This window comes from Streptomyces sp. NPDC002309 (assembly GCF_053593375.1).
Genome location: NZ_JBSFCI010000015.1, coordinates 72,552 through 92,441 on the forward strand (window position 1 = coordinate 72,552; position 19,890 = coordinate 92,441).

Below are 19,890 nucleotides of genomic sequence, written 5' to 3' on the forward strand. Positions count from 1 at the left end.
TACTGATCACGGTGGGGGGACAACCCGGAACGCCTGGCCAGTGAGGCGTCGTTCGCCACGCTGTGCGGGGTCAGCCCTGTCGAGTGTTCCTCGTGCAGTCGGCAGTACCGTCGCCTCAATCGCGGCGGTGACCGGCAGGCCAACGCCGCTCGGCAGCGGATCGTGCAAGGCCGGCTGCGCTGCGACCCGCGCACCCAGGACTACTACGAGCGCCGCCCCAAGGAGGGGAAGAGCCGGCGCGACATCGTCCGTTGCCTCAGACGCCACGCGGCCCGCGAGGTCTTTCACCTGGTCCGGCCCAGATCCTCACAGGGATCCTCACAGCCCTCGCTACGGGGCGTCCGTGAGACGTGAGAGGGTCTGAGGCGTGAGTGAGACACCGTCGAACACCCTGCAATACCGCTTTGACGGACCAGAAGACGCTCCGGTCCTGATCCTGGGGCCGTCCCTGGGGACCACCTGGCACATGTGGGACCGGCAGGTCCCGGAGCTGATCAAGCAGTGGCGCGTCTTCCGGTTCGACCTGCCCGGGCACGGCGGAGCCCCTGCTTACCCCGCGGGCTCAGTCGGCCACCTGACCGCCCGGCTGCTCGCCACCCTGGACGGCCTGGGTGTGCACCGCTTCGGCTACGCGGGCTGCGCCCTCGGCGGCGCCGTCGGCGCCGAGCTGGCCCTGCGCCACCCCGAGCGGGTCGCCTCGCTCGCGCTGATCGCCACCTCGCCCCGCTTCGGCACCGCCGACGAGTTCCGCCAGCGCGGTGTGATCGTGCGGTCGAACGGTCTCGACCCGATCGCCCGCAGCGCGCCGGACCGCTGGTTCACCGGCGGATTCGCCGCCGCCCAGCCGGCGATCACCGAGTGGGCCGTGCAGATGGTGCGCACCACCGACCCCGGCTGCTACATCGCCGCCTGCGAGGCCCTCGCGACCTTCGACGTGCGGCACGAACTCGGCCGGATCGGCGTGCCCACGCTGGTCCTGGTCGGTTCGGAGGACCAGGTCACCGGCCCCGCCGAGGCCCGCACGCTGGTCGCCGGGATTCGGGACGCCCGCCTCGCCGTCGTCCCCGGAGCCTCCCACCTGGTCCCTGTCGAGCAGCCCGCCGCCGTCACGGACCTCCTGGTCACGCACTTCTCCACGGCCTGGCAGCCCGCGTTCGACGCCACGGGCCAGTTGGCCATCCAGGCGGCCCCGGTCAAGCCGGTCCTGGTGGCGGCGCCGCCCCAGCAGGCCGTCCCCGTCGCCGAGATCGCCGCGCCCCTGGTGGACCCGCAGGCCGGCGTGCGGTCCGATCCCTACGACGCGGGGATCAAGGTCCGGCGCGAGGTGCTCGGCGACGCGCACGTGGACCGGGCGCTGGCGCAGGCCGACGAGTTCTCCGGCGACTTCCAGGAGTTCGTCACCCGCTACGCCTGGGGCGAGGTCTGGAACCGCCCGGGCCTGGACCGCCGTACCCGCAGCTGCATCACCCTCACCGCCCTGGTCGCGCGCGGCCACCTCGACGAGCTCGCTTTCCACACCCGTGCCGCCCTGCGCAACGGCCTCACCCCGGCCGAGATCAAGGAGGTCCTGCTCCAGGCGGCCGTCTACTGCGGCGTACCCGCGGCGAACAGTGCCTTCAAGGTCGCCCAGCAGGTCATCCGGGAGGAGACCACGCCCCACGAGTGAGCTCCCGCCCCGCACTGCGGGCAGGATGGATGTCATGAAGCTCACCAAGAAGACGCACGCCTGTGTCCGACTGGAGAAGGACGGCCGGACGCTCGTCCTGGACCCGGGCGGCTTCAGCGAGCAGGACGCCGCGGCCGGCGCCGACGCGATCCTGGTCACCCACGAGCACGCCGACCACTTCGACGAGGGACGGCTGCGCTCCGCCCTGGAGGCCAACCCGGCCGCCGGGGTCTGGACGCTGAAGTCCGTCGCGGACCGGATCGCGGCGGCGTTCCCGGGCCGGGTGCACACCGTCGGGCACGGCGACACCTTCACCGCGGCCGGTTTCGACGTCCAGGTCCACGGCGAGCTGCACGCCGTGATCCACCCGGACATCCCGCGCATCACCAACGTCGGCTATCTGATCGACGGCGGCGTCTTCCACCCCGGCGACGCGCTCACCGTCCCCGGCCGGCCGGTGGAGACGCTGATGCTGCCGGTCATGGCCCCCTGGAACAAGATCTCCGAGGTGATCGACTACGTGCGGGAGGTGAAGCCGCAGAGGGCGTACGACATCCACGACGCCCTGCTGACCGACCTCGCCCGCCCGATCTACGACCACCAGATCGGCGCCCTGGGCGGCTGCGAGCACGTGCGGCTGACGCCGGGGGAGTCCGTGCAGGTGTGACGCAGACCGGCGGGAACGCGTTGTCGGACCCGGCGGGTAGGTTGTGAGACATGCGCATCGCGACCTGGAACGTGAACTCGATCACCGCCCGTCTGCCCCGCCTGCTGGCCTGGCTGGAGAGCAGCGGCACGGACGTGCTGTGCCTCCAGGAGGCCAAGGTCGCCGAGGCGCAGTTCCCCCTGGAGGAGCTGCGTGAGCTGGGCTACGAGGCCGCGGTGCACGCCACCGGCCGGTGGAACGGCGTGGCGGTGCTCTCCCGGGTCGGCATCGAGGACGTGGTCAAGGGCCTGCCCGGCGACACCGGCTACGAGAACGCGACGGAGCCCCGCGCCGTAGGCGCGACCTGCGGCCCGGTCCGCGTCTGGTCGGTCTACGTGCCCAACGGGCGCGAGGTGGGCCACCCCCACTACGCCTACAAGCTCCAGTGGCTGGAGGCGCTGAAGGCGACGGTCACCGGTGACGCCGGCGGCAGCCGCCCCTTCGCGGTCCTCGGCGACTTCAACGTCGCGCCGACGGACGACGACGTCTACGACATGGCCGCCTTCGAGGGCCTCACCCATGTCACCCCCGCCGAGCGCGCCGCGCTGGCGTCGCTGCGCGAGACGGGCCTGACGGACGTGGTTCCGCGCCCCCTGAAGTACGACCACCCGTTCACGTACTGGGACTACCGCCAGCTCGGCTTCCCCAAGAACCGCGGCATGCGGATCGACCTGGTCTACGGCAACGCGCCCTTCGCGACCGCGGTCAAGGACGCCTACGTCGACCGCGAGGAGCGCAAGGGCAAGGGCGCCTCGGACCACGCGCCGGTCGTGGTGGACCTGGAGGTCTGAGGGCCCACGGGGGGGGGGTGCCCCGGCCCCGGCCGTCACAGCAGCGTCAGGTCCACCGCGCCGGCCATCGCCGCCAGGCCCGCGTCGCCCGGATGCAGATGGTCGCCGCTGTCGTACGCGGGAAGCATCCGCGACGGCTGCGCCGGGTCCCTGACGGCCGCGTCGAAGTCGAGGACCCCGTCGAAGACGTCGTTCCTCCGGATCCAGGCGTTGACGGCGGTCCGCTCCGTCTCCAGGGCGGCCGTGCAGCGCGGCTCGCCGCCGCACGGCACCAGGGTCGCCACCAGCACCCGCAGCCCCCGCGCGTGCGTCCGCCCGGCGATCTCCTCGAGCCCGGCGGTCAGCTGCCCGGCGCTCCTGCCGGCCAGCAGGTCGTTGATCCCCTCCAGGACGATCACCGTGCGCACCGAGGTCTGGGCGAGCGCGTCCCGGTCCAGCCGGTGCAGCGCGCTCACCCCGGCCGCGTCCGTGGAGACCCCGTCTCCGGGGTAGCGGTCGGCGAGCACGCTGTTGCCCGCGACGCCCTGGTTGAGCACCCCGTACCCCGGCACCGCGCTCTGCGCCCGCAGCCGCCCGGCCAGCACGTCGGGCCAGCGTCGGTTGGCGTCCACGGTGGACTTGTCCCCGTCGGTGATCGAGTCGCCGATCGCGACCACCGACCCGGGCCCGCCGGCCACGTCCACCCCGGTCAGCAGCGGCCAGTTCGTCACCGCGCCGGTGTACGCGGTGGCCGCGCTCTCGGCGGTGTGGTCGCCCGGTTCGCTCAGGTACGACCGCTGCTGCGCGAGCCGGTGCACGGGCGCCGCCGCGACCGGGCCGGGCAGATGGAAGCTGACCAGCAGATCGGCGCCGGCGGGCACGTCGAAGGCGAGCGGATCGCTGTACGTCTGCGCCCCCGCCGGGATCTCGGCGTCCCTCGCCCCGCCGAACGTCAGCGCCACCGGCGTCGCCCGGGCCGCCGCCCCCGTGTCCCGCAGGGCCACCGTCGCGCCACCGATTTGTACCGGCGCCGTCGCGAACGTGTTGTCGAACCGCAGCCGCACCATGGGCCCGCCCGCCGAGGTGTGCACCACCAGCCGCAGCGTCCGGTCGGTCCATGGGCCCACGGCCGGATACCCGGAGGTCGCCGTGGCCCAGCTCCCCGTCCAGCCGCTCGTGGCGGGGCGCACGGACAGGGCGAAGACATGCAGGTCGGGGGCGAGAGGCAGGTGCACCGAGGCGACGGCCCGCCCCGCGTCGAGCGGCACGGTGACGACGTACAGCCGTGCCTTCTCGGCGAGTTGCCCGCCGGGCGTGTTGACGTGCGGCAGCGCCACCGCCTTGGTGGCGAGCGGCCCGCGCCGCCAGTCGGGCGCGGTGAGCAGGTACGGGGAGAGGGTGCCGTCGGCGTACGAGACCGTGCCGGAGGCGGTGAGGTCGGCGCCGGACGTGCCCGCGACCAGGAAGGCGAGCGCGTCGCCCTGCCCGGACAGCGCCACGCTCTGGCCGTCGGCCCGCGCGTTGTCCGGCCCGCCCGCGACCTGGTCCGGCCAGGTCAGCGTGGCGCCCTGGACGGTGAGCGCCCGGCCGGGCGTCCAGCCGGCCGCGGTCAGGTCCTGGGCGGAGAGGGAGGCGCCGGCGCCGTCGAAGTCGGCACCGGCGGGGCTGCCGTCGTCACTGACCGCGGTGTTGTCGAAGAGCAGCTCCAGCGGCAGCGGCGCCGCCCGGTCGTCCTGCACGGCCTGCGCCGATGCCGTGGGCAGCACGGACGCGATCAGCACGATGACGGCCGCGATCCCGCGGGCACCTCGGCGTACCAAGTGACTCTCCAGCTCTTCGGTGCGACAGGACGGACGGTGTGCGCCGGGCCGTGCGCCGTCCCCGGACGAAGCGGTGATCGCGAAGCTAGGGAGCCGAAAGAGGCGGGTCAACGAACCATGCGCGAACTCGCCGTGAAACCGCCCGGACGACCGGCTGCGACCGTCCGCGCGCCTGTGGTGCGCACGCGGGTGCGAATGACAGGCTGGAGTTATGAACATCCCTTTCCTGGGCAACCGACGCCACAGGCCCGGGGTCTTCGACCCCGAGGGCATCGCCGAACTCATGGCCGAGTGCGAGCTGCTCCGTTCCCAGGCGGGCCGGGCGGGCGTCCAACTCGACGACACCGTGCACTCGTTGGAGGCACTCGATCAACTGCTGCCGCGCTGGCGGGACGACGAGGAGATCCTGCCCTGGCTGGGCAACGACGCGGGCCTGTACCTGGGTACGGTGATCGTGCGCACGGTGCCCGGCTCGGCCTGGGAGATCCGGCCGGACGGCCAGCCCGTGGTGCGGCTGGAGTCCGGCCGTGAGTTCGACGTGGTGACCGCCGGTCAGGAGTGGGCCGCCAGCGGAGTGCCCGAGCTCTCCCAGCTGTACGCGGAGGTCGCTGAAGCCTGACCATTTCGGACAATTGCGATAAATACGGCTTATGCCCGAAAGTGCGTGTCGGGCGTCAACTGCTTCCCCGCCTGGATAGTTTGCGGCAGCCACGGAACGGCCGACAGCGAGCGGGGGAGAGCATGGCCGCCGATCCACCGATCGGGAGTGCGCCCGGTGCCGCGCCCTCGCCGGCCGCGTGCCGCCGCCGCCGAACGAGGCCCCCGGGAAGCCGTGTCGGCACCCGGCGCGGGTGTGAGGCGGCGCACGCCGTACGCCCTCGCGCCCCAGGCCGTGCGGGCTGTGCCCGAAAGGCTCGCCGCGTCCCGGCCTCGACTAGGATGTGCCGTTCAGCCCCGTGATGGGTGCTCCCCCCACGGCCGTTCGGCCGCAGGGGCAGCGGTACCCCGAGCCAGGCCCGTCCGGCGGCGGCCGGAGATCACTGCTCGCGCAGCGGAATCGACACGTACGACGGGTCGTTCGTCGGCGAGGAGAAGGTCAGCCGCGCGCCGGACGGGTTGTGCTCGATGTAGAGCGGGTCCACCGTGTCGACGACCACGGCGAGCCGATGCCCCTCGGGTACGTCGTAGGCCGTGGAGGACAGTTCCAGGTCGACGCCGAACGGCTGTCCGGGCGTGCGGCCGTGGAAGGTGTACGGCGCGTTGCCGACCAGTCTGCCGATGCCGAGCGGGCCCACGTCGTACAGGTACGCGACGAAGGTTCCGCTCTCCGCGGTCGGGGTGAGGGTCGTGTGCAGCTTCGGGGTGCCGCGCACGTGCTGGGCCGTGGGGTACCTCTCCGACTGCCACACGGCGGCCCAGCGGCGCGGCAGCAGCGGGATCGAGGCCATCGGGGGCAGCTGGGCGACCTGGTCCAGGATGCTGGACAGGAAGAGGACGCCGCCGTCCGCCCCCGAGTTGACGTTCGTGCGGATGGTGGTCCCGCCGGCGAGGTCGATCTTCCGGCTGGTCGCGGTGACCGACTTCCAGTCCGGGTAGCCCTCGTAGCCGCCGCCCGTGCGGGACTTGAGGCGGACCGGCTGCTCGCGGTCGACGCCGTTGTCCTCGCCCTTGAGGTGGTGGTCGAACCAGCGCCGGGTGTCGGACCACACGTCGTTGGGCAGACCGAGCAGCCCTGGTATCTCAGGGGTCGCGTGGTCGCCGGGGCGCAGCGCGAGCGCCTTCGGGACCGTCAGCTTCTCGTAGAAGTCGGTGTACTGGTTGGGCGGGAAGATCGTGTCGCCCCAGGCGTTGGCCAGCATGATCGCCGCGCCGTTGTCGTTGATCTGGTCCAGGTGGGCGGTGGGGGAGCGTTTCCGCCCCCAGGCGAGCAGCTCGGGCTCCTTGTCGAGGTCGGAGGCGAAGAAGTGCTTCAGGACCTGCTGGAGTTCGGGGCTGGGCCGCCCGGTGAGCTGCCCGACGCCCTGCAGCAGCGCGACGGCCTGGGTGTGCTGGGTGCGTCCGGAGTAGATCGACTCGATCATGTCGGCCCAGCCGCTGAGCGCGGCGACGGCCCGGACGCGCCGGTCGTGCGCCGCGGCGAGCAGGGTGATGCCCGCGCCGTAGGAGACGCCCGCCATGCCGACGCGCTCCGCGTCGGACGGGGTGTTGGCGAGCGCCCAGTCGATGACCAGGGACGCGTCGGCCACGTCGGGTGGCCCGGCGACCTCGATGTGACCGCCGGACTGCCAGAAGCCGCGTGTGTTGTAGGTGACCACGACATAGCCCGAGTCGGCGAGCTTCCGGGCCTGGGCGAGGTACTGGATCTGTGGTGTGGCCCAGCTCGTGGGCAGCACGATCAGCGGGTGGCGGCGGCCGGCGCCGGTGTCCGCGGGCATGACGACGTTCGCCTTGAGGACCGTGCCGCCGTCGCCGGTGATGTCGACGAAGCGGACGGTGGCCGGGGCCGCCTGGGCGGCGGGGGCGAACCCGAGGGCGCTGCCGGCGAACAGGGTCGCGGAGACGGCGCCCACGGCGGTCGTGCGCAGGGCCTTGCGAGGCAGTCCCACGGGTCACTCCTCAATGGTTCGAGTCCAAAGTGACCCGACGGTAACCGCGAGGACTTACCGCAGGTAACCTCTTGGTGAGTTACGTGAAAGTAACAATCATTGAAAGGTGCGGTGGTCTATGACGCCCGGTGCGAGGAGCGCGGTGGGGCGACCGCGGGGACCGGCGCCTGGGCCGCTCGCGTCACGTCGGCGACCAGCTCGACCACGTCCGGGCCGTAGGCCCCCGAGTTCACGACCTTCAGCAGCAGCACGAAGGTGTTGTCGCGGTACTTGCGCGTGAGTCTCTCGTGGTTGCGGGCGAGATAGCGGGTGGCCGCCTGGTTGGTGATCGCGGTCTGGCCACAGAAGAGGAAGACGGGGCGGGTGCCCGGCCCCTGGTTCACGGTCAGCCGCGCGAGGAGCACGTGCTCCTCCTTGCCCACGTCCACGCGGTACCGCTCGGAACCGATCTGGAAGGCCCCCCGGTCCGGGCCCGGCTCGGCGTCGACGTTCACCCGCACCCCGGGCAGCAGGGAGGCCAGGTGAGCCGTCATACGGCGGTTGGACGCCGGGCCGCCCACGCAGAACTCGGTGCGCTCGCCGAAGCCCTGGCGTGCCGTGTCGTGCGGGATGATCTGGGCGTAGGCGTTGCAGTCCTTGATCAGTGCCGCGAGTTCGAGGAGTGCGAAGACGTCGAAGCGCATCACCGACAGCTCGGGGCCGCCCGCACCGCGGTTCACCACCAGCAGCGACTCGGAGTTGTCGGGCAGACCGAAGAACGCCTGCTTGCGACGGAGCCGCCGCTTCCACAGATAGGTGCGGGCCAGCCAGCCGATCGCGGCGCTGAGGCCGGCCGCCATCACGCCCAGGACGATGTTGCGCACGTCGTCAGTCATGGGCGCGCATGGTAGCGGGCCCAGGGAAACCGTGTTCGAGTGGTGAGTGAGGGGTCCGCGTGCGCGTTCCTGACGCGAGCATGCCCATCGATTAGGCTGCGTAGACGGTCCTTGACTGGAGGTGCGGATGCGTCGCCCTGTCGTGCGGAAACTGACCGTTCTGGCGGTGTCGGCCGCGGTGGTGTCGGTGGGGGCCGCGGTGCCCGCAGCCTCCCGGACGGCCGCGGCGCCCCCCGCCCCCCGGACGGCGCCGGTGGAGAAGGCCCCCCTGGCCGTGGGGTACGGCGGCGCGGTGTCGAGTGTCGACGCCGACGCCTCCGCCGCCGGTGTCGAGGTGCTCAGGAAGGGCGGCAACGCCGTCGACGCGGCCGTGGCCACCGCGGCCGCGCTGGGCGTCACCGAGCCGTACTCCGCCGGGATAGGTGGCGGCGGCTACTTCGTCCTGTACGACGCCAAGTCCCGCACCGTGCAAACGATCGACGGCCGGGAGACGGCGCCGCTGAGCGCCGACGAGAACCTCTTCGTGGAGAACGGCAAGCCGGTCCCCTTCGCCGAGGCCGTCACCAGCGGGCTCGGCGTCGGCACCCCCGGCACCCCCGCCACCTGGCGGGCGGCGCTCGACGGCTGGGGCAGCAGATCCCTGCGCACACTCCTGGAACCCGCCGAGCGGCTGGCCCGCGAGGGCTTCACCGTCGACGCCACCTTCCGTGCGCAGACCGCGGCCAACGAGGCCCGCTTCCGCAACTTCCCGGACACCGCCAAGCTCTTCCTGCCCGGCGGCGAACTGCCCGTCGTGGGCTCCACCCTGACCAACGGCGATCTGGCCGCCACCTACGAGGAACTGGGCCGCGAGGGCGTCGACGCGCTGTACCGGGGCCGACTGGCGAGGGACATCGTCGACACGGTCAACGAGCTCCCGGTGGACGCCGACTCCGGCTACCGGGCCCGCGCCGGCGACCTGTCGCTGCGGGACCTGGCCGCCTACCGCACCAAGAAGCAGGCGCCCTCGCACACGTCGTACCGCGGCCTCGGGGTCTACTCCATGGCGCCCTCCTCCTCGGGCGGCACCACGGTCGGCGAGGCGCTGAACATCCTGGAGCGGAGCGACCTCTCGAAGAAGCGGACGAGCCAGGCGCGGTACCTGCACCGCCTCGTCGAGGCGAGCCGGATCGCGTTCGCCGACCGGGGCCGCTGGGTCGGTGACCCCGCCTTCGAGGACGTCCCGACCAAGGAACTGCTCTCGCAGCGGTACGCCGACTCGCGCGCCTGCCTGATCAAGGACGACGCGGTGCTGACCAGCCCGGTCGCACCCGGCGACCCGCGCGACCCGGCGCAGTGCGCCACGGGCACGACGGCCGCCCCGACGACGTACGAGGGCGAGAGCACCACCCACCTCACCACGGCCGACCGGTGGGGCAACGTCGTCTCCTACACGCTCACCATCGAGCAGACCGGCGGCAGCGGCATCACCGTCCCGGGCCGCGGCTTCCTCCTCAACAACGAGCTGACCGACTTCTCCTTCACCCCGGCGAACCCGGCCGTGCACGACCCGAACCTGCCGGGACCGGGCAAGCGCCCGCGCTCGTCGATGGCGCCGACGATCGTGCTGGACGAGCACCGCAGGCCGGTGGTGGCCCTGGGCTCGCCCGGCGGCGCCACCATCATCACCACCGTCCTGCAGACGCTGACCGGGTTCCTGGACCGGGGGCTGCCCCTGGTCGACGCGATCGCGGCGCCCCGGGCCAGTCAGCGCAACGCGGCGCAGACCGAGCTGGAACCCGGGCTGTACGACGACGGCGCGCTGCGCGGACGGCTGGAGGGCCTCGGCCACTCCTTCCGCGTCAACCCCGAGATCGGCGCGACCACCGCCGTGCAGCGGCTGCCCGACGGCAGGTGGCTGGCCGCAGCCGAGACGACCCGGCGCGGGGGCGGCTCCGCGATGGTCGTGCGGCCGGCGGCGCGCTGAGGGCGCCGCACCTCGGCGCCCTCAGACCCGGGCGCCCTCGGTGCGGAACGTCAGCCTGCCGTCCTCCTCCTCGACCCGTACGCGGTCGCCGTCCTTGACCCGGCCGTCGAGGAGGAGACGGGAGAGCTGGTTGTCGACCTCGCGCTGGATGGTGCGCCGCAGCGGGCGGGCGCCGTACTCCGGCTCGTAGCCCTGCCGGGACAGCAGGTCGACCGCCGGGCCGGAGAACTCGACCGAGACGCCCTGGGCGTGCATCAGGCGTCGGGTGCGCTCCAGCAGCAGGTCGGTGATGCGGTGCAACTGCTCGGGCGTGAGCTGGCGGAAGAAGACGATCTCGTCGATCCGGTTGAGGAACTCGGGCCGGAAGTGCTCGCGCAGCGGCCGCAGGATCTGCTCGCGGCGGGCCTCCTCGTCCGCCTCGGTGCCGCCGGCCCCGAAGCCGATGCCGGCGCCGCGCCGCGTGATCACCTCGGAACCGAGATTGCTGGTCATCACGATCACCGTGTTGGCGAAGTCGACCGTGCGGCCCTGCGAGTCGGTCAGGCGGCCGTCGTCGAGGACCTGGAGCAGGATGTTGAAGACGTCCGGGTGCGCCTTCTCCACCTCGTCCAGCAGCAGCAGCGAGTACGGGTGCCGGCGCACGACCTCGGTCAGCTGACCGGCCTCCTCGTGGCCGACGTATCCGGGCGGCGCGCCCACCAGCCTGCTGACGGTGTGCCGTTCCTGGTACTCGCTCATGTCGAGGCGGACCATCCGCTCCTCGCTGCCGAACAGCGCCTCGGCGAGGGCGCGGGCCAGCTCCGTCTTGCCGACGCCGGTCGGGCCGAGGAACAGGAAGCTGCCGATCGGCCGGTCGGGGCTGGCGAGCCCGGCGCGCGAGCGCATGACAGCCTCGGAGACGACCCGGACCGCCTCGTCCTGGCCGACGACCCGCTCGTGCAGGTGTTCCTCCAGACCGAGCAGCCGCTCCTTCTCCTCCTCGGTCAGCCTGCTCACCGGGATGCCGGTCTGCCGGGACACCACCTCGGCGACGCACTCGGTGGTGACTTCGAGGTGCTGCCCCTCGTCGGCCTGGTCGTCGCCGGAGGCCGCCGAGATCCGCTGCTTCAGCTCCGCGATCCGGTCCCGCAGCTGGGTGGCACGCTCGTACTGCTCGGCGGCGGCAGCGTCGTCCTTGTCCCTGGCCAGCTGTTCGGCCTCCCGCTCCATGGCCCGCACGTCCGTGCCCTTGGTACGGGCGCGCAGCCGCACCCGCGCGCCCGCCTGGTCGATCAGGTCGATGGCCTTGTCGGGCAGGCGCCGGTCGGTGAGATAGCGGTCGGACAGCTCGACGGCGGCCACCAGTGCCTCGTCCGTGTAGCGGACCTGGTGGTGGGCCTCGTAGCGGTCGCGCAGCCCGCGCAGGATCTCGATCGCGTCCGTCGGGGTCGGCTCGGGCACCAGGATCGGCTGGAAGCGGCGGGCCAGTGCCGCGTCCTTCTCGATCCGGCGGAACTCCTCCAGGGTCGTGGCGCCGACGACGTGCAGCTCGCCGCGGGCCAGGGCCGGCTTGAGGATGTTGCCGGCGTCCATGGAACCGCTCTCACCGCCCCCGCCCGCACCCACCACGGTGTGCAGTTCGTCGATGAAGATGATCAGCCGGTCCGAGTGGGCGCGGATCTCGCCGACGATGGTGTTGAGCCGCTCCTCGAAATCGCCCCGGTAGCGCGTCCCCGCCACCACCCCGGGCAGATCGAGGGCGACCACCCGCCGCCCGATCAGCACGTCGGGCACGTCGCCGTCGGTGATCCGCTGCGCCAGCCCCTCCACGATGGCCGTCTTGCCGACACCCGCGTCACCGATGAGGACGGGGTTGTTCTTGCCGCGCCGGGAGAGCACCTCGATCGTCTGCTCGATCTCCTCGTCCCGCCCGATCACCGGGTCGATCCGTCCCTGCCCGGCCAGCTCGGTGAGGTCGCGTCCGTACTTGTCGAGGGTCGGCGTGTTCGTGGGCCGGGCCTGCTCGGTGCGCGCCTGGGCTGCCTCGGGGGCCTCGGCAGGCATCCCTCCCGGCGTGAACCGGGCCGCGCCCAGGATGTGCCCGGCGGCGGAGTCGGGGTTGGCGGCGAGGGCGCTGAGCAGGTGCTCGGGGCTGATGTGGCCGGTGCCGCCGGCGCGGGCCAGGTCGTGCGCGTCCAGCAGGGCGCGCTTGACGGCCGGGGTGAGCGAGAGCGAGGTGGGCGGCGGTGCCTCGTTCTGCGGGTGCTTCACCGGGCCCGAACGCTCGTCGATCTCCGACGCCAGGCTGTCGGGGTCCGCGCCGGCCCGGCTGAGCAGGCCGCGGGTCGGCTCGCTGGACAGGGCGGCGCGCAGCAGGTGCTGGGTGTCGAGATCCCGGCTGCCGTGCTCGGCGGCGTACTGGGCGGCGCCGCGCACCATGTCCCGGGCCGGCTGACTGAGCAGCCGGCCGATGTCGATCTGGCGGGGACCCGGACGGGGTCCGCCGAAGAAGCGGGCCAGGAATTCGCTGAACGGGTCCGAGTTCATGCCCTCCGGGCCGGGGAAGCCGCTGGTCATCACAGTTCCGTTTCGCTGGTCGGCGTACCGGTCCGCACGAGTGCGCCTGCGCCGCGCGGCTGAACGAGGGGCACGCTCTTGGACACCTGTGCCTTTAACACCTTGGCACGATCGGGGGTGAGCGGCATGTGGGCGCCCGCGCGGTGCGGCCGGAGCAGAGGCGCCAGGAGAACGCCCGCGCCAAGGCATGTGGGCGCCCGCGCGGTGCGGCCCTAGGACGTCTGCCTGGCCGTGAGGACGCGTGGGCCGTCGTCGGTGAGGGCGACCGTGTGCTCGGCGTGCGCCGCCCGGGAGCCGTCGTCGGTGCGCAGGGTCCAGCCGTCGGGGGCCGCGTGGTAGTCGTCACCGCCGCCCGCGATGAGCATGGGCTCGATGGCGAGGACCATGCCCTTGCGCAGGGGAAGCCCCCGCCCCGGGCGGCCCTCGTTCGGTACCCCGGGGTCCTCGTGCATCCGGCGGCCGATGCCGTGGCCGCCGAAACCGTCCGGGATGCCGTAGCCGCCGGCGCGGCAGACCGTGCCGATGGCGTGGGCGATGTCGCCGATGCGGTTGCCCACGACGGCTGCCTCGATACCGGCCGCGAGGGCGCGCTCGGCGGTCTCGACCAGGCGCAGGTCGGCCGGGCGGGGGCGGCCGACGACGAAGCTCAGCGCCGAGTCGCCCACCCAGCCGCCCAGTTCCGCGCCGCAGTCGAGGGAGACCAGGTCGCCGTCGCGCAGCCGGTAGGTGGTCGGGACGCCGTGCACGATCGCCTCGTTGACCGAGGTGCACAGGACGGCCGGGAAGGGGGTGGGCGCGAACGACGGGCGGTACCCCAGGAAGGGCGACCTCGCGCCCGCCTCGCGCAGCACCCCGCGGGCCACCTCGTCCAGCTCCAGCAGGGAGACGCCCACGACGGCGGCCTCCCGCGCGGCCGTGAGGGCACGGGCGACGACCTGACCCGCCTCGTACATCGCGTCGATCGATGCGTCTGTCTTCAGCTCCACCATGCCAATTACTATACCGGTATTAGAATGGCGTCATGGTCCGTACCCCTCTCACCCCCGAAGAGCGCGAACGCGGCGAGCGGCTGGGTCGGCTGCTGCGCGAGGCGCGTGGTGGCCGCAGCATGGCCGAGGTCGCGGCCGACGCCGCCATCTCCGCGGAGACGCTCCGCAAGATCGAGACCGGCCGGGCCCCGACGCCCGCCTTCTTCACGGTGGCCGCGCTCGCCCGCGCGCTCGACCTGTCCATGGACGAACTGGCCGGAGCGTGCGCCCCCATGGCGGTCTGACGCCACCGGGGCGAACGGGTCGCCGGAGGTCTCCGCGTTCCGCCGGAAAACTCCCCGTAGTCGTCCCGTAACACGACTGGTGTTGTCTACGCTCCGGAAGGCTTCGCTCCTTACGGGGGTCGCGCGATGGCTGTGGGACAACTCCCGGTCCGGATGAGAGAGTTCGCGAACTATCTGACGAGCCTGCTGGCGGGCCTGGATCACGGCACCGGGTGGTGCGCCGTCTTCTGGGAGCGCGATCCGCAGGGCATGCGGGCCTGTCTCGACGGGCACGAGGTGCCGCCGTGGGACGTGGTCGAGGCGCTCTTCCAGGACCTCGCCGCGGAGTACGGCGCCGCCGCCGCCGCCGCCGAGCAGGAACGGGCCCGGCCGCTGCACGCCGCCGCGCTCCTCGCCTACGACACCCGGCCCGGCGGCCGGGACGCCCTCGGGGACCGGTTCGACGCCATGCTCCGCGAACAGCGCTACGCCACCGAACGGCTCGCCGAACTGGGGCGCTTACTGCCCACGGCCACGAGCCGGGAGGCCGTCGACGCCATCCACCTGGACCTGGCGTGGGCCCGCGACGACCACACCCGCGCCACCGCGCGCTGCGCGGAACTCCACCGTCGCATGGCGGAGTTGGACCGCCGGGCGGCGGGCGCGCGCACCCCCGGGCCGGGCACCGCCACCTCCGGCGGCCCTGCCACCGGCCCTGATGCCGTGGGTCCCGGTCCAGCTCCCGGGGGAGCGGCCGTCGGCCCAGGCGCCGGCCGGGCCGCCTTCGTCCCCGGCTCCGCCCCCGAGGGCCCGTTCGCCGGACGGGGCCCTGGTCCCGGCGCTCCCCAGGGTCCGTTCGCCGGCCTGGACCCCGTTTCCGGTTCTGCCCCCGGGCCCGGCACCGACCCGCCGGGGGCGGCGCCCCTGGCCGGTGCCGCCCACCCTTCCGCCCCCGGAGCGGCGACGCCCACCCCCGACCCCGCCCCCAGGCAACGCAAGCGGCGGCGAGGCGGTGCGCGCTTCGCCGGGGCGGAACAGGATGCGGCCGTTCCCGCCGTCGTGCCCCAGGGAGCCGTTCCCGCGCTGCCCGCACCGGCTCCGGCCGCCGGCCGCGGCCCGCGCGGGGCCCGTTTCGCGGGGGCGGCCCAGGAGCAGGCCGTGCCCGTGGAGCCGCGGCGCGCCGCGGAGGACGGGGCGGCCCGGCGGGAGGCGGCCGGCCTGGCCGAGACACTGCTGCGGCTGCGCGGCGAGGGGCGCACGGGAGAGGCGCACGTCCTGCTGGCGGACGCCGCGTACGGCCCCGCCGCCCACTTCCCGCTGCTCGCCGCCGAGATGGAGCGGGCCGGGCTCGGCGCCGACTGGGCGACGCTGCTGTGGGAGGCCGCCTCGCTGCCCGCCGGGCACCTGGTCGCCGCGGCGGACGCGCTGGCCGGGGCGGGCCGGGACACCGATGCCGAGCGCATCCTGCGGCAGGGCGTGGGGCGGCCCGCGTACGAGATCGGTCTCGCCGTGCTCGGACTGGGCCACGAGGGCCGCCACCGCGAGGTGCGCGCGCTGCTCGACGCCTACGTCCGCGTCCGCACCCCGGAGGAGGCCGCGCGCAGCGCCGGCCCCGACCCGGAGGCCCTCGTGCCGCTCCTGCTGGAGGCCGCGCGGGGCGTCTCCGCCGAGCGGCACCTGGACATGGTCCACGCCCTGCGGGTCGCCGGGCTCACCGCTTAGGCGCCTTCGTGCCGATCACCCACAGGAGTGCGAAACGGCGCCGGCTCCGCGGGTTGGCGACGATGGTCTTGGCAAGGCCTTCCCCTAGGCATACGTTCGTGCCTCTACGCCGTGCTCTACGGGCGTAGAGGCGCTGACGCCCGTCGAAGGAGCAGCTCATGGCGAACGTCGTCCGTGCCGCTCTGGTCCAGGCAACCTGGACCGGCGACACCGAGTCCATGGTGGCCAAACACGAGGAGCACGCCCGCGAGGCGGCCCGGCAGGGGGCCAAGGTCATCGGCTTCCAGGAGGTCTTCAACGCCCCCTACTTCTGCCAGGTGCAAGAAGCCGAGCACTACCGCTGGGCCGAGCCGGTGCCCGACGGGCCGACCGTGCGCCGGATGCGGGACCTGGCACGCGAGACCGGCATGGTGATCGTCGTCCCGGTGTTCGAGGTCGAGCAGTCCGGCTTCTACTACAACACCGCGGCCGTGATCGACGCCGACGGCTCCTACCTCGGCAAGTACCGCAAGCACCACATCCCGCAGGTGAAGGGCTTCTGGGAGAAGTACTACTTCAAGCCCGGCAACGTCGGCTGGCCCGTCTTCGAGACCGCCGTCGGGAAGGTCGGCGTCTACATCTGCTACGACCGTCACTTCCCGGAGGGCTGGCGCCAACTGGGCCTGAACGGCGCCCAGCTGGTCTACAACCCCTCCGCCACCCACCGCGGCCTGTCCTCCTACCTGTGGCGGCTGGAGCAGCCCGCCGCGGCCGTCGCCAACGAGTACTTCGTGGCCGCCATCAACCGCGTCGGCGTCGAGGAGTACGGCGACAACGACTTCTACGGAACGAGCTACTTCGTCGACCCGCGCGGGCAGTTCGTGGGCGAGGTCGCCGACGACAAGGCCGAGGAACTCCTCGTGCGCGACCTCGACTTCGACCTCATCGACGAGGTACGGCAGCAGTGGGCGTTCTACCGCGACCGCCGTCCCGACGCCTACGAAGGGCTGGTGCGACCGTGACCAAGGACCTGCTGGGACGCCACCGGGCCGTGCTCCCCGACTGGCTCGCGCTCTACTACGACGAGCCGCTCGAGATCACCCACGGCGAGGGCCGGCACGTCTGGGACGCCGCCGGCCGGCGGTACCTCGACTTCTTCGGCGGCATCCTGACCACCATGACCGCGCACGCCCTGCCCGAGGTGACCAAGGCGGTCAGCGAGCAGGCCGGGCGGATCATCCACTCCTCCACCCTGTACCTCAACCGGCCGATGGTCGAACTCGCCGAACGCATCGCCCAGTTGAGCGGCATCCCGGACGCGCGGGTCTTCTTCACCACCTCCGGCACCGAGGCCAACGACACCGCCCTGATGCTGGCCACGACCTACCGCCGCAGCAACACGATCCTCGCGATGCGCAACAGCTACCACGGCCGTTCCTTCAGCGCCGTCGGCATCACCGGCAACCGCGGCTGGTCCCCCACCTCGCTGTCGCCCCTGCAGACGCTGTACGTGCACGGCGGGGTCCGCACCCGCGGCCCGTACGCCGATCTGAGCGACGACGAGTTCATCGCGGCCTGCGTCGAGGACCTGACCGACCTGCTCGGCCACACGCGCACGCCCGCCGCCCTGATCGCCGAGCCCGTCCAGGGCGTCGGCGGCTTCACCGCCCCGCCGGACGGGCTGTACGCCGCCTTCCGCGAGGTGCTGCAGGAGCGCGGGATCCTGTGGATCTCCGACGAGGTGCAGACCGGCTGGGGCCGCACGGGCGAGCACTTCTGGGGCTGGCAGGCGCACGGCCGCAGCGGTCCGCCGGACATGCTCACCTTCGCCAAGGGCATCGGCAACGGCATGTCCATCGGCGGGGTCGTCGCCCGCGCCGAGATCATGAACTGCCTCGACGCCAACAGCATCTCCACCTTCGGCGGCACCCAGATCACCATGGCCGCCGGCCTGGCCAACCTCGCCTATCTGCTGGAACACGACCTCCAGGGCAACGCCCGGCGGGTCGGCGGGCTGCTGATCGAGCGGCTGCGGGCCGTCGCCGCGCAGGTGCCGGCCGTACGGGAGGTGCGCGGACGCGGGCTGATGATCGGCATCGAGGTGGCCCGGCCGGGCACCGACGAGGCCGACCCGCAGGCGGCGTCCGCCGTGCTGGAGGCGGCCCGCGAGGGCGGACTGCTCATCGGCAAGGGCGGCGGGCACAACACCAGCGCCCTGCGCGTCGCCCCTCCGCTGTCCCTGACCGTCGCGGAGGCCGAGGAGGGCGCCGCCGTCCTCGGACAGGCCCTGAGGAGCATCAGCTAGCACCGAGCCGACCAAGGGAACGCCGCCATGACCACCACCCCGGAGTCCTGGGAGCCCCTGCAGCCGGCCCTGTCGGTCCGGCAGATCCTCACGCTGGAACGGGTGCTCGCCGGAGAACCCGAAGTGGTGGCCGGCGCGGGCCGGCTGGACCGGCCGGTGCGCTGGGTGCACGTCGCCGAGGCCGCCGACGTCGGCGTGATGCTCAGCGGCGGCGAGATGGTCCTCACCACCGGCGTCCTGCTCGCAGGTGACGAGGACAAGCAGGCGGAGTACGTGCGTTCGCTGCACCGCGCGGAGGCGGCGGCCGTCGTGCTCGGCCTCGGCCGCGCCTTCCCCGCCGCGCCGGACGCGATGCGGCGGGTCGCCGAGCGGTGCGGGCTCCCGCTGGTCGTCCTGCACCGCCCCTTCCCCTTCGCCCAGCTCACGGAGGAGGTCCAGTCCCGGCTGGTGCGGCGGAAGTTCGCCGCGGTCAGCCTCTCCGAGACGGTACGCACCGAACTCACCGCCCTGATCACCTCCGGCGCCCCGCTGCAACGCCTGCTCGACGAGGTGGCCCGGCACGGCTCCTGCCCCGTCGTCCTGACCAACCTCGCCCACCGCGTGCTCGCCACGGCGGGAGAGCGGCCGGCCGTCGACGACGTGCTGCGCGACTGGGAGCGCATCGCCCGCCAGGCCGGCGGCACCGAGGGCGACGGCTGGATCCGCGCCGAGCTGGACGGACGCGGAGAGCGGTGGGGACGCATCGTGCTGTGCGGCTACCGGGGTGACAAGGCCACCGGGCGGCTGCTCGCCGACCGGGCCGCCGAGGCCATCGTGCTGCACCGCCTGCTCGGCGGCTCCTCGGGCAGCTGGGAGGAGCAGTCGGCGCGGAGCCTGCTGACGGACCTGGTCGGTGGCGTCGTACCGGCGCGCCGACTGCTGGCCCGAGCAAGGGCGGCCGGACTCCCGGTCAACCGCCGCACCTTCGTCCCCCTCGTCGTGCGCGACGCGGGACCCGACCGCCTCGACCGGGTGATGCGCCTGCTGGGACTGCCCGGGATCGCCGCCGGACTCGCCGACGGGGCCACCGCCGTACTGCTCAGCCTCGCCCGCGACCAGGACGCCGAAGCACTCACCGCCCACTTCGCGGCCCGCCTGCGCGCCACCTCCCGGGCCGTCGTCGCCGCCGCGGAACCGCGCGCCGTCTGGGACGACGTCCCCGCGGGCCTGCGCGAGGCACAGCACGTGGCCGACGCCGTCGCCGACTCCTCGGGCGTCCTCGACCTCCCGGACGTCGTCCGCCTGAAGGACGTCCATCTGCGGGGCCTGATCCGGCTGCTGCGCGACGACCCGCAGGTGCAGTCCTTCGCCGAGCGGGAGCTGGACGGGCTGCTGAGCGGCCGGGACGGGGAGTCGGGGGCGCTGCTCGCCGTGCTGCGCACATATCTCGCCACCGGCCGCAACAAGTCCCGCACCGCCCAGCTCCACCATGTCTCCCGGCCCGCGCTCTACCGCCGCCTGGAGGCGATACAGGTCCGACTGGGCGTCGACCTGGACGACTTCGAGCAGGCCGCGTCGGTGCACATCGCGCTCCTCGCACACGACGCGCAACAGGGGTGAAACATGCGACGACCTGCGAACACGGCGGTGGAACATGGGCCTGCGCAGAGGTGACACGGTGGCACGCC

At 73.1% G+C, this 19,890-nt stretch carries 16 protein-coding genes; 11 read left to right on the plus strand and 5 right to left on the minus strand.

The window, feature by feature from the left end:
- The first annotated feature begins 60 nt into the window (after positions 1-60).
- The 4 genes from ACWCPM_RS14960 to ACWCPM_RS14975 are packed head-to-tail and all read left to right on the plus strand — an operon-like array spanning position 61 to position 3,163.
- Positions 61-354 carry a hypothetical protein gene (locus ACWCPM_RS14960; protein ID WP_450976642.1) on the plus strand — a complete coding sequence of 98 codons (294 nt, stop codon included), beginning with the start codon at positions 61-63 and terminating at the stop codon, positions 352-354.
- A 13-nt stretch (positions 355-367) separates the two neighbouring features.
- Positions 368-1,666, plus strand: coding sequence for a bifunctional 3-oxoadipate enol-lactonase/4-carboxymuconolactone decarboxylase PcaDC (gene pcaDC, locus ACWCPM_RS14965; protein ID WP_450976571.1), 1,299 nt, complete (start codon positions 368-370; stop codon positions 1,664-1,666).
- 34 nt (positions 1,667-1,700) lie between these two features.
- Positions 1,701-2,333 (plus strand): MBL fold metallo-hydrolase, encoded by a 633-nt coding sequence (locus tag ACWCPM_RS14970; protein ID WP_450976572.1) that lies wholly within the window; start codon positions 1,701-1,703, stop codon positions 2,331-2,333.
- A 50-nt stretch (positions 2,334-2,383) separates the two neighbouring features.
- Entirely contained in the window at positions 2,384-3,163 is a 780-nt protein-coding gene (locus ACWCPM_RS14975; RefSeq protein ID WP_450976573.1) for an exodeoxyribonuclease III, read from the plus strand.
- 35 nt (positions 3,164-3,198) lie between these two features.
- On the opposite strand, the gene ACWCPM_RS14980 is transcribed toward ACWCPM_RS14975, so the two are convergent.
- Positions 3,199-4,962, minus strand: a complete 1,764-nt coding sequence (locus tag ACWCPM_RS14980; RefSeq protein ID WP_450976574.1) for a GDSL-type esterase/lipase family protein — start codon at positions 4,960-4,962, stop codon at positions 3,199-3,201.
- A 211-nt stretch (positions 4,963-5,173) separates the two neighbouring features.
- Between ACWCPM_RS14980 and ACWCPM_RS14985 the strand changes: the two genes are divergently transcribed.
- Entirely contained in the window at positions 5,174-5,581 is a 408-nt protein-coding gene (locus ACWCPM_RS14985; protein WP_450976575.1) for a DUF6278 family protein, read from the plus strand.
- A 418-nt stretch (positions 5,582-5,999) separates the two neighbouring features.
- Here the strand turns inward: ACWCPM_RS14985 and ACWCPM_RS14990 are convergent, their stop codons facing one another.
- Both ACWCPM_RS14990 and ACWCPM_RS14995 read right to left on the minus strand, forming a co-directional pair.
- Positions 6,000-7,568: a CocE/NonD family hydrolase gene (locus ACWCPM_RS14990; RefSeq protein WP_450976576.1), complete on the minus strand. Its 1,569-nt coding sequence runs from the start codon at positions 7,566-7,568 to the stop codon at positions 6,000-6,002.
- 116 nt (positions 7,569-7,684) lie between these two features.
- A complete protein-coding gene (locus tag ACWCPM_RS14995) occupies positions 7,685-8,443 on the minus strand; it encodes a hypothetical protein (protein WP_450976577.1) in 759 nt (252 codons plus the stop codon).
- A gap of 127 nt (positions 8,444-8,570) precedes the next feature.
- Here ACWCPM_RS14995 and ggt point away from each other — a divergent pair, with 127 nt between their 5' ends.
- Positions 8,571-10,409 carry a gamma-glutamyltransferase gene (ggt, locus tag ACWCPM_RS15000; protein WP_450976578.1) on the plus strand — a complete coding sequence of 613 codons (1,839 nt, stop codon included), beginning with the start codon at positions 8,571-8,573 and terminating at the stop codon, positions 10,407-10,409.
- 21 nt (positions 10,410-10,430) lie between these two features.
- On the opposite strand, the gene ACWCPM_RS15005 is transcribed toward ggt, so the two are convergent.
- Both ACWCPM_RS15005 and map read right to left on the minus strand, forming a co-directional pair.
- Positions 10,431-12,965 carry an ATP-dependent Clp protease ATP-binding subunit gene (locus ACWCPM_RS15005; RefSeq protein ID WP_450976579.1) on the minus strand — a complete coding sequence of 845 codons (2,535 nt, stop codon included), beginning with the start codon at positions 12,963-12,965 and terminating at the stop codon, positions 10,431-10,433.
- Positions 12,966-13,177: 212 nt separating this feature from the next.
- Entirely contained in the window at positions 13,178-13,954 is a 777-nt protein-coding gene (map, locus tag ACWCPM_RS15010) for a type I methionyl aminopeptidase (RefSeq protein WP_450976580.1), read from the minus strand.
- A 32-nt stretch (positions 13,955-13,986) separates the two neighbouring features.
- Between map and ACWCPM_RS15015 the strand changes: the two genes are divergently transcribed.
- The 5 genes from ACWCPM_RS15015 (at position 13,987) to ACWCPM_RS15035 (ending at position 19,822) form a co-directional block, all read left to right on the plus strand.
- Entirely contained in the window at positions 13,987-14,238 is a 252-nt protein-coding gene (locus tag ACWCPM_RS15015; RefSeq protein ID WP_450976581.1) for a helix-turn-helix domain-containing protein, read from the plus strand.
- 126 nt (positions 14,239-14,364) lie between these two features.
- The gene (locus ACWCPM_RS15020; RefSeq protein WP_450976582.1) at positions 14,365-15,939 is read left to right on the plus strand and encodes a hypothetical protein; all 1,575 of its coding nucleotides are present in this window, start codon (positions 14,365-14,367) and stop codon (positions 15,937-15,939) included.
- 158 nt (positions 15,940-16,097) lie between these two features.
- Entirely contained in the window at positions 16,098-16,940 is an 843-nt protein-coding gene (locus tag ACWCPM_RS15025) for a nitrilase-related carbon-nitrogen hydrolase (protein ID WP_450976583.1), read from the plus strand.
- Complete coding sequence (locus ACWCPM_RS15030) at positions 16,937-18,223, plus strand: aspartate aminotransferase family protein (RefSeq protein ID WP_450976584.1); 1,287 nt, start codon at positions 16,937-16,939, stop codon at positions 18,221-18,223. The genes ACWCPM_RS15025 and ACWCPM_RS15030 overlap by 4 nt, the downstream gene beginning before the upstream one ends.
- 27 nt (positions 18,224-18,250) lie before the next feature.
- The gene (locus tag ACWCPM_RS15035) at positions 18,251-19,822 is read left to right on the plus strand and encodes a PucR family transcriptional regulator (protein WP_450976585.1); all 1,572 of its coding nucleotides are present in this window, start codon (positions 18,251-18,253) and stop codon (positions 19,820-19,822) included.
- The last annotated feature ends 68 nt before the right edge of the window (positions 19,823-19,890 follow it).

Excerpts from the sequence above, each read along its gene's own strand:
- ACWCPM_RS14970 (WP_450976572.1), top strand. The coding sequence starts at position 1,701 with ATGAAGCTCACCAAGAAGACGCACGCCTGTGTCCGACTGGAGAAGGAC.
- ACWCPM_RS14975 (WP_450976573.1), top strand. The coding sequence starts at position 2,384 with ATGCGCATCGCGACCTGGAACGTGAACTCGATCACCGCCCGTCTGCCC.
- ACWCPM_RS14985 (WP_450976575.1), top strand. The coding sequence starts at position 5,174 with ATGAACATCCCTTTCCTGGGCAACCGACGCCACAGGCCCGGGGTCTTC.
- ACWCPM_RS14995 (WP_450976577.1), bottom strand. The coding sequence starts at position 8,443 with ATGACTGACGACGTGCGCAACATCGTCCTGGGCGTGATGGCGGCCGGC.
- ggt (WP_450976578.1), top strand. The coding sequence starts at position 8,571 with ATGCGTCGCCCTGTCGTGCGGAAACTGACCGTTCTGGCGGTGTCGGCC.
- ACWCPM_RS15005 (WP_450976579.1), bottom strand. The coding sequence starts at position 12,965 with ATGACCAGCGGCTTCCCCGGCCCGGAGGGCATGAACTCGGACCCGTTC.
- map (WP_450976580.1), bottom strand. The coding sequence starts at position 13,954 with ATGGTGGAGCTGAAGACAGACGCATCGATCGACGCGATGTACGAGGCG.
- ACWCPM_RS15015 (WP_450976581.1), top strand. The coding sequence starts at position 13,987 with ATGGTCCGTACCCCTCTCACCCCCGAAGAGCGCGAACGCGGCGAGCGG.
- ACWCPM_RS15020 (WP_450976582.1), top strand. The coding sequence starts at position 14,365 with ATGGCTGTGGGACAACTCCCGGTCCGGATGAGAGAGTTCGCGAACTAT.
- ACWCPM_RS15025 (WP_450976583.1), top strand. The coding sequence starts at position 16,098 with ATGGCGAACGTCGTCCGTGCCGCTCTGGTCCAGGCAACCTGGACCGGC.
- ACWCPM_RS15035 (WP_450976585.1), top strand. The coding sequence starts at position 18,251 with ATGACCACCACCCCGGAGTCCTGGGAGCCCCTGCAGCCGGCCCTGTCG.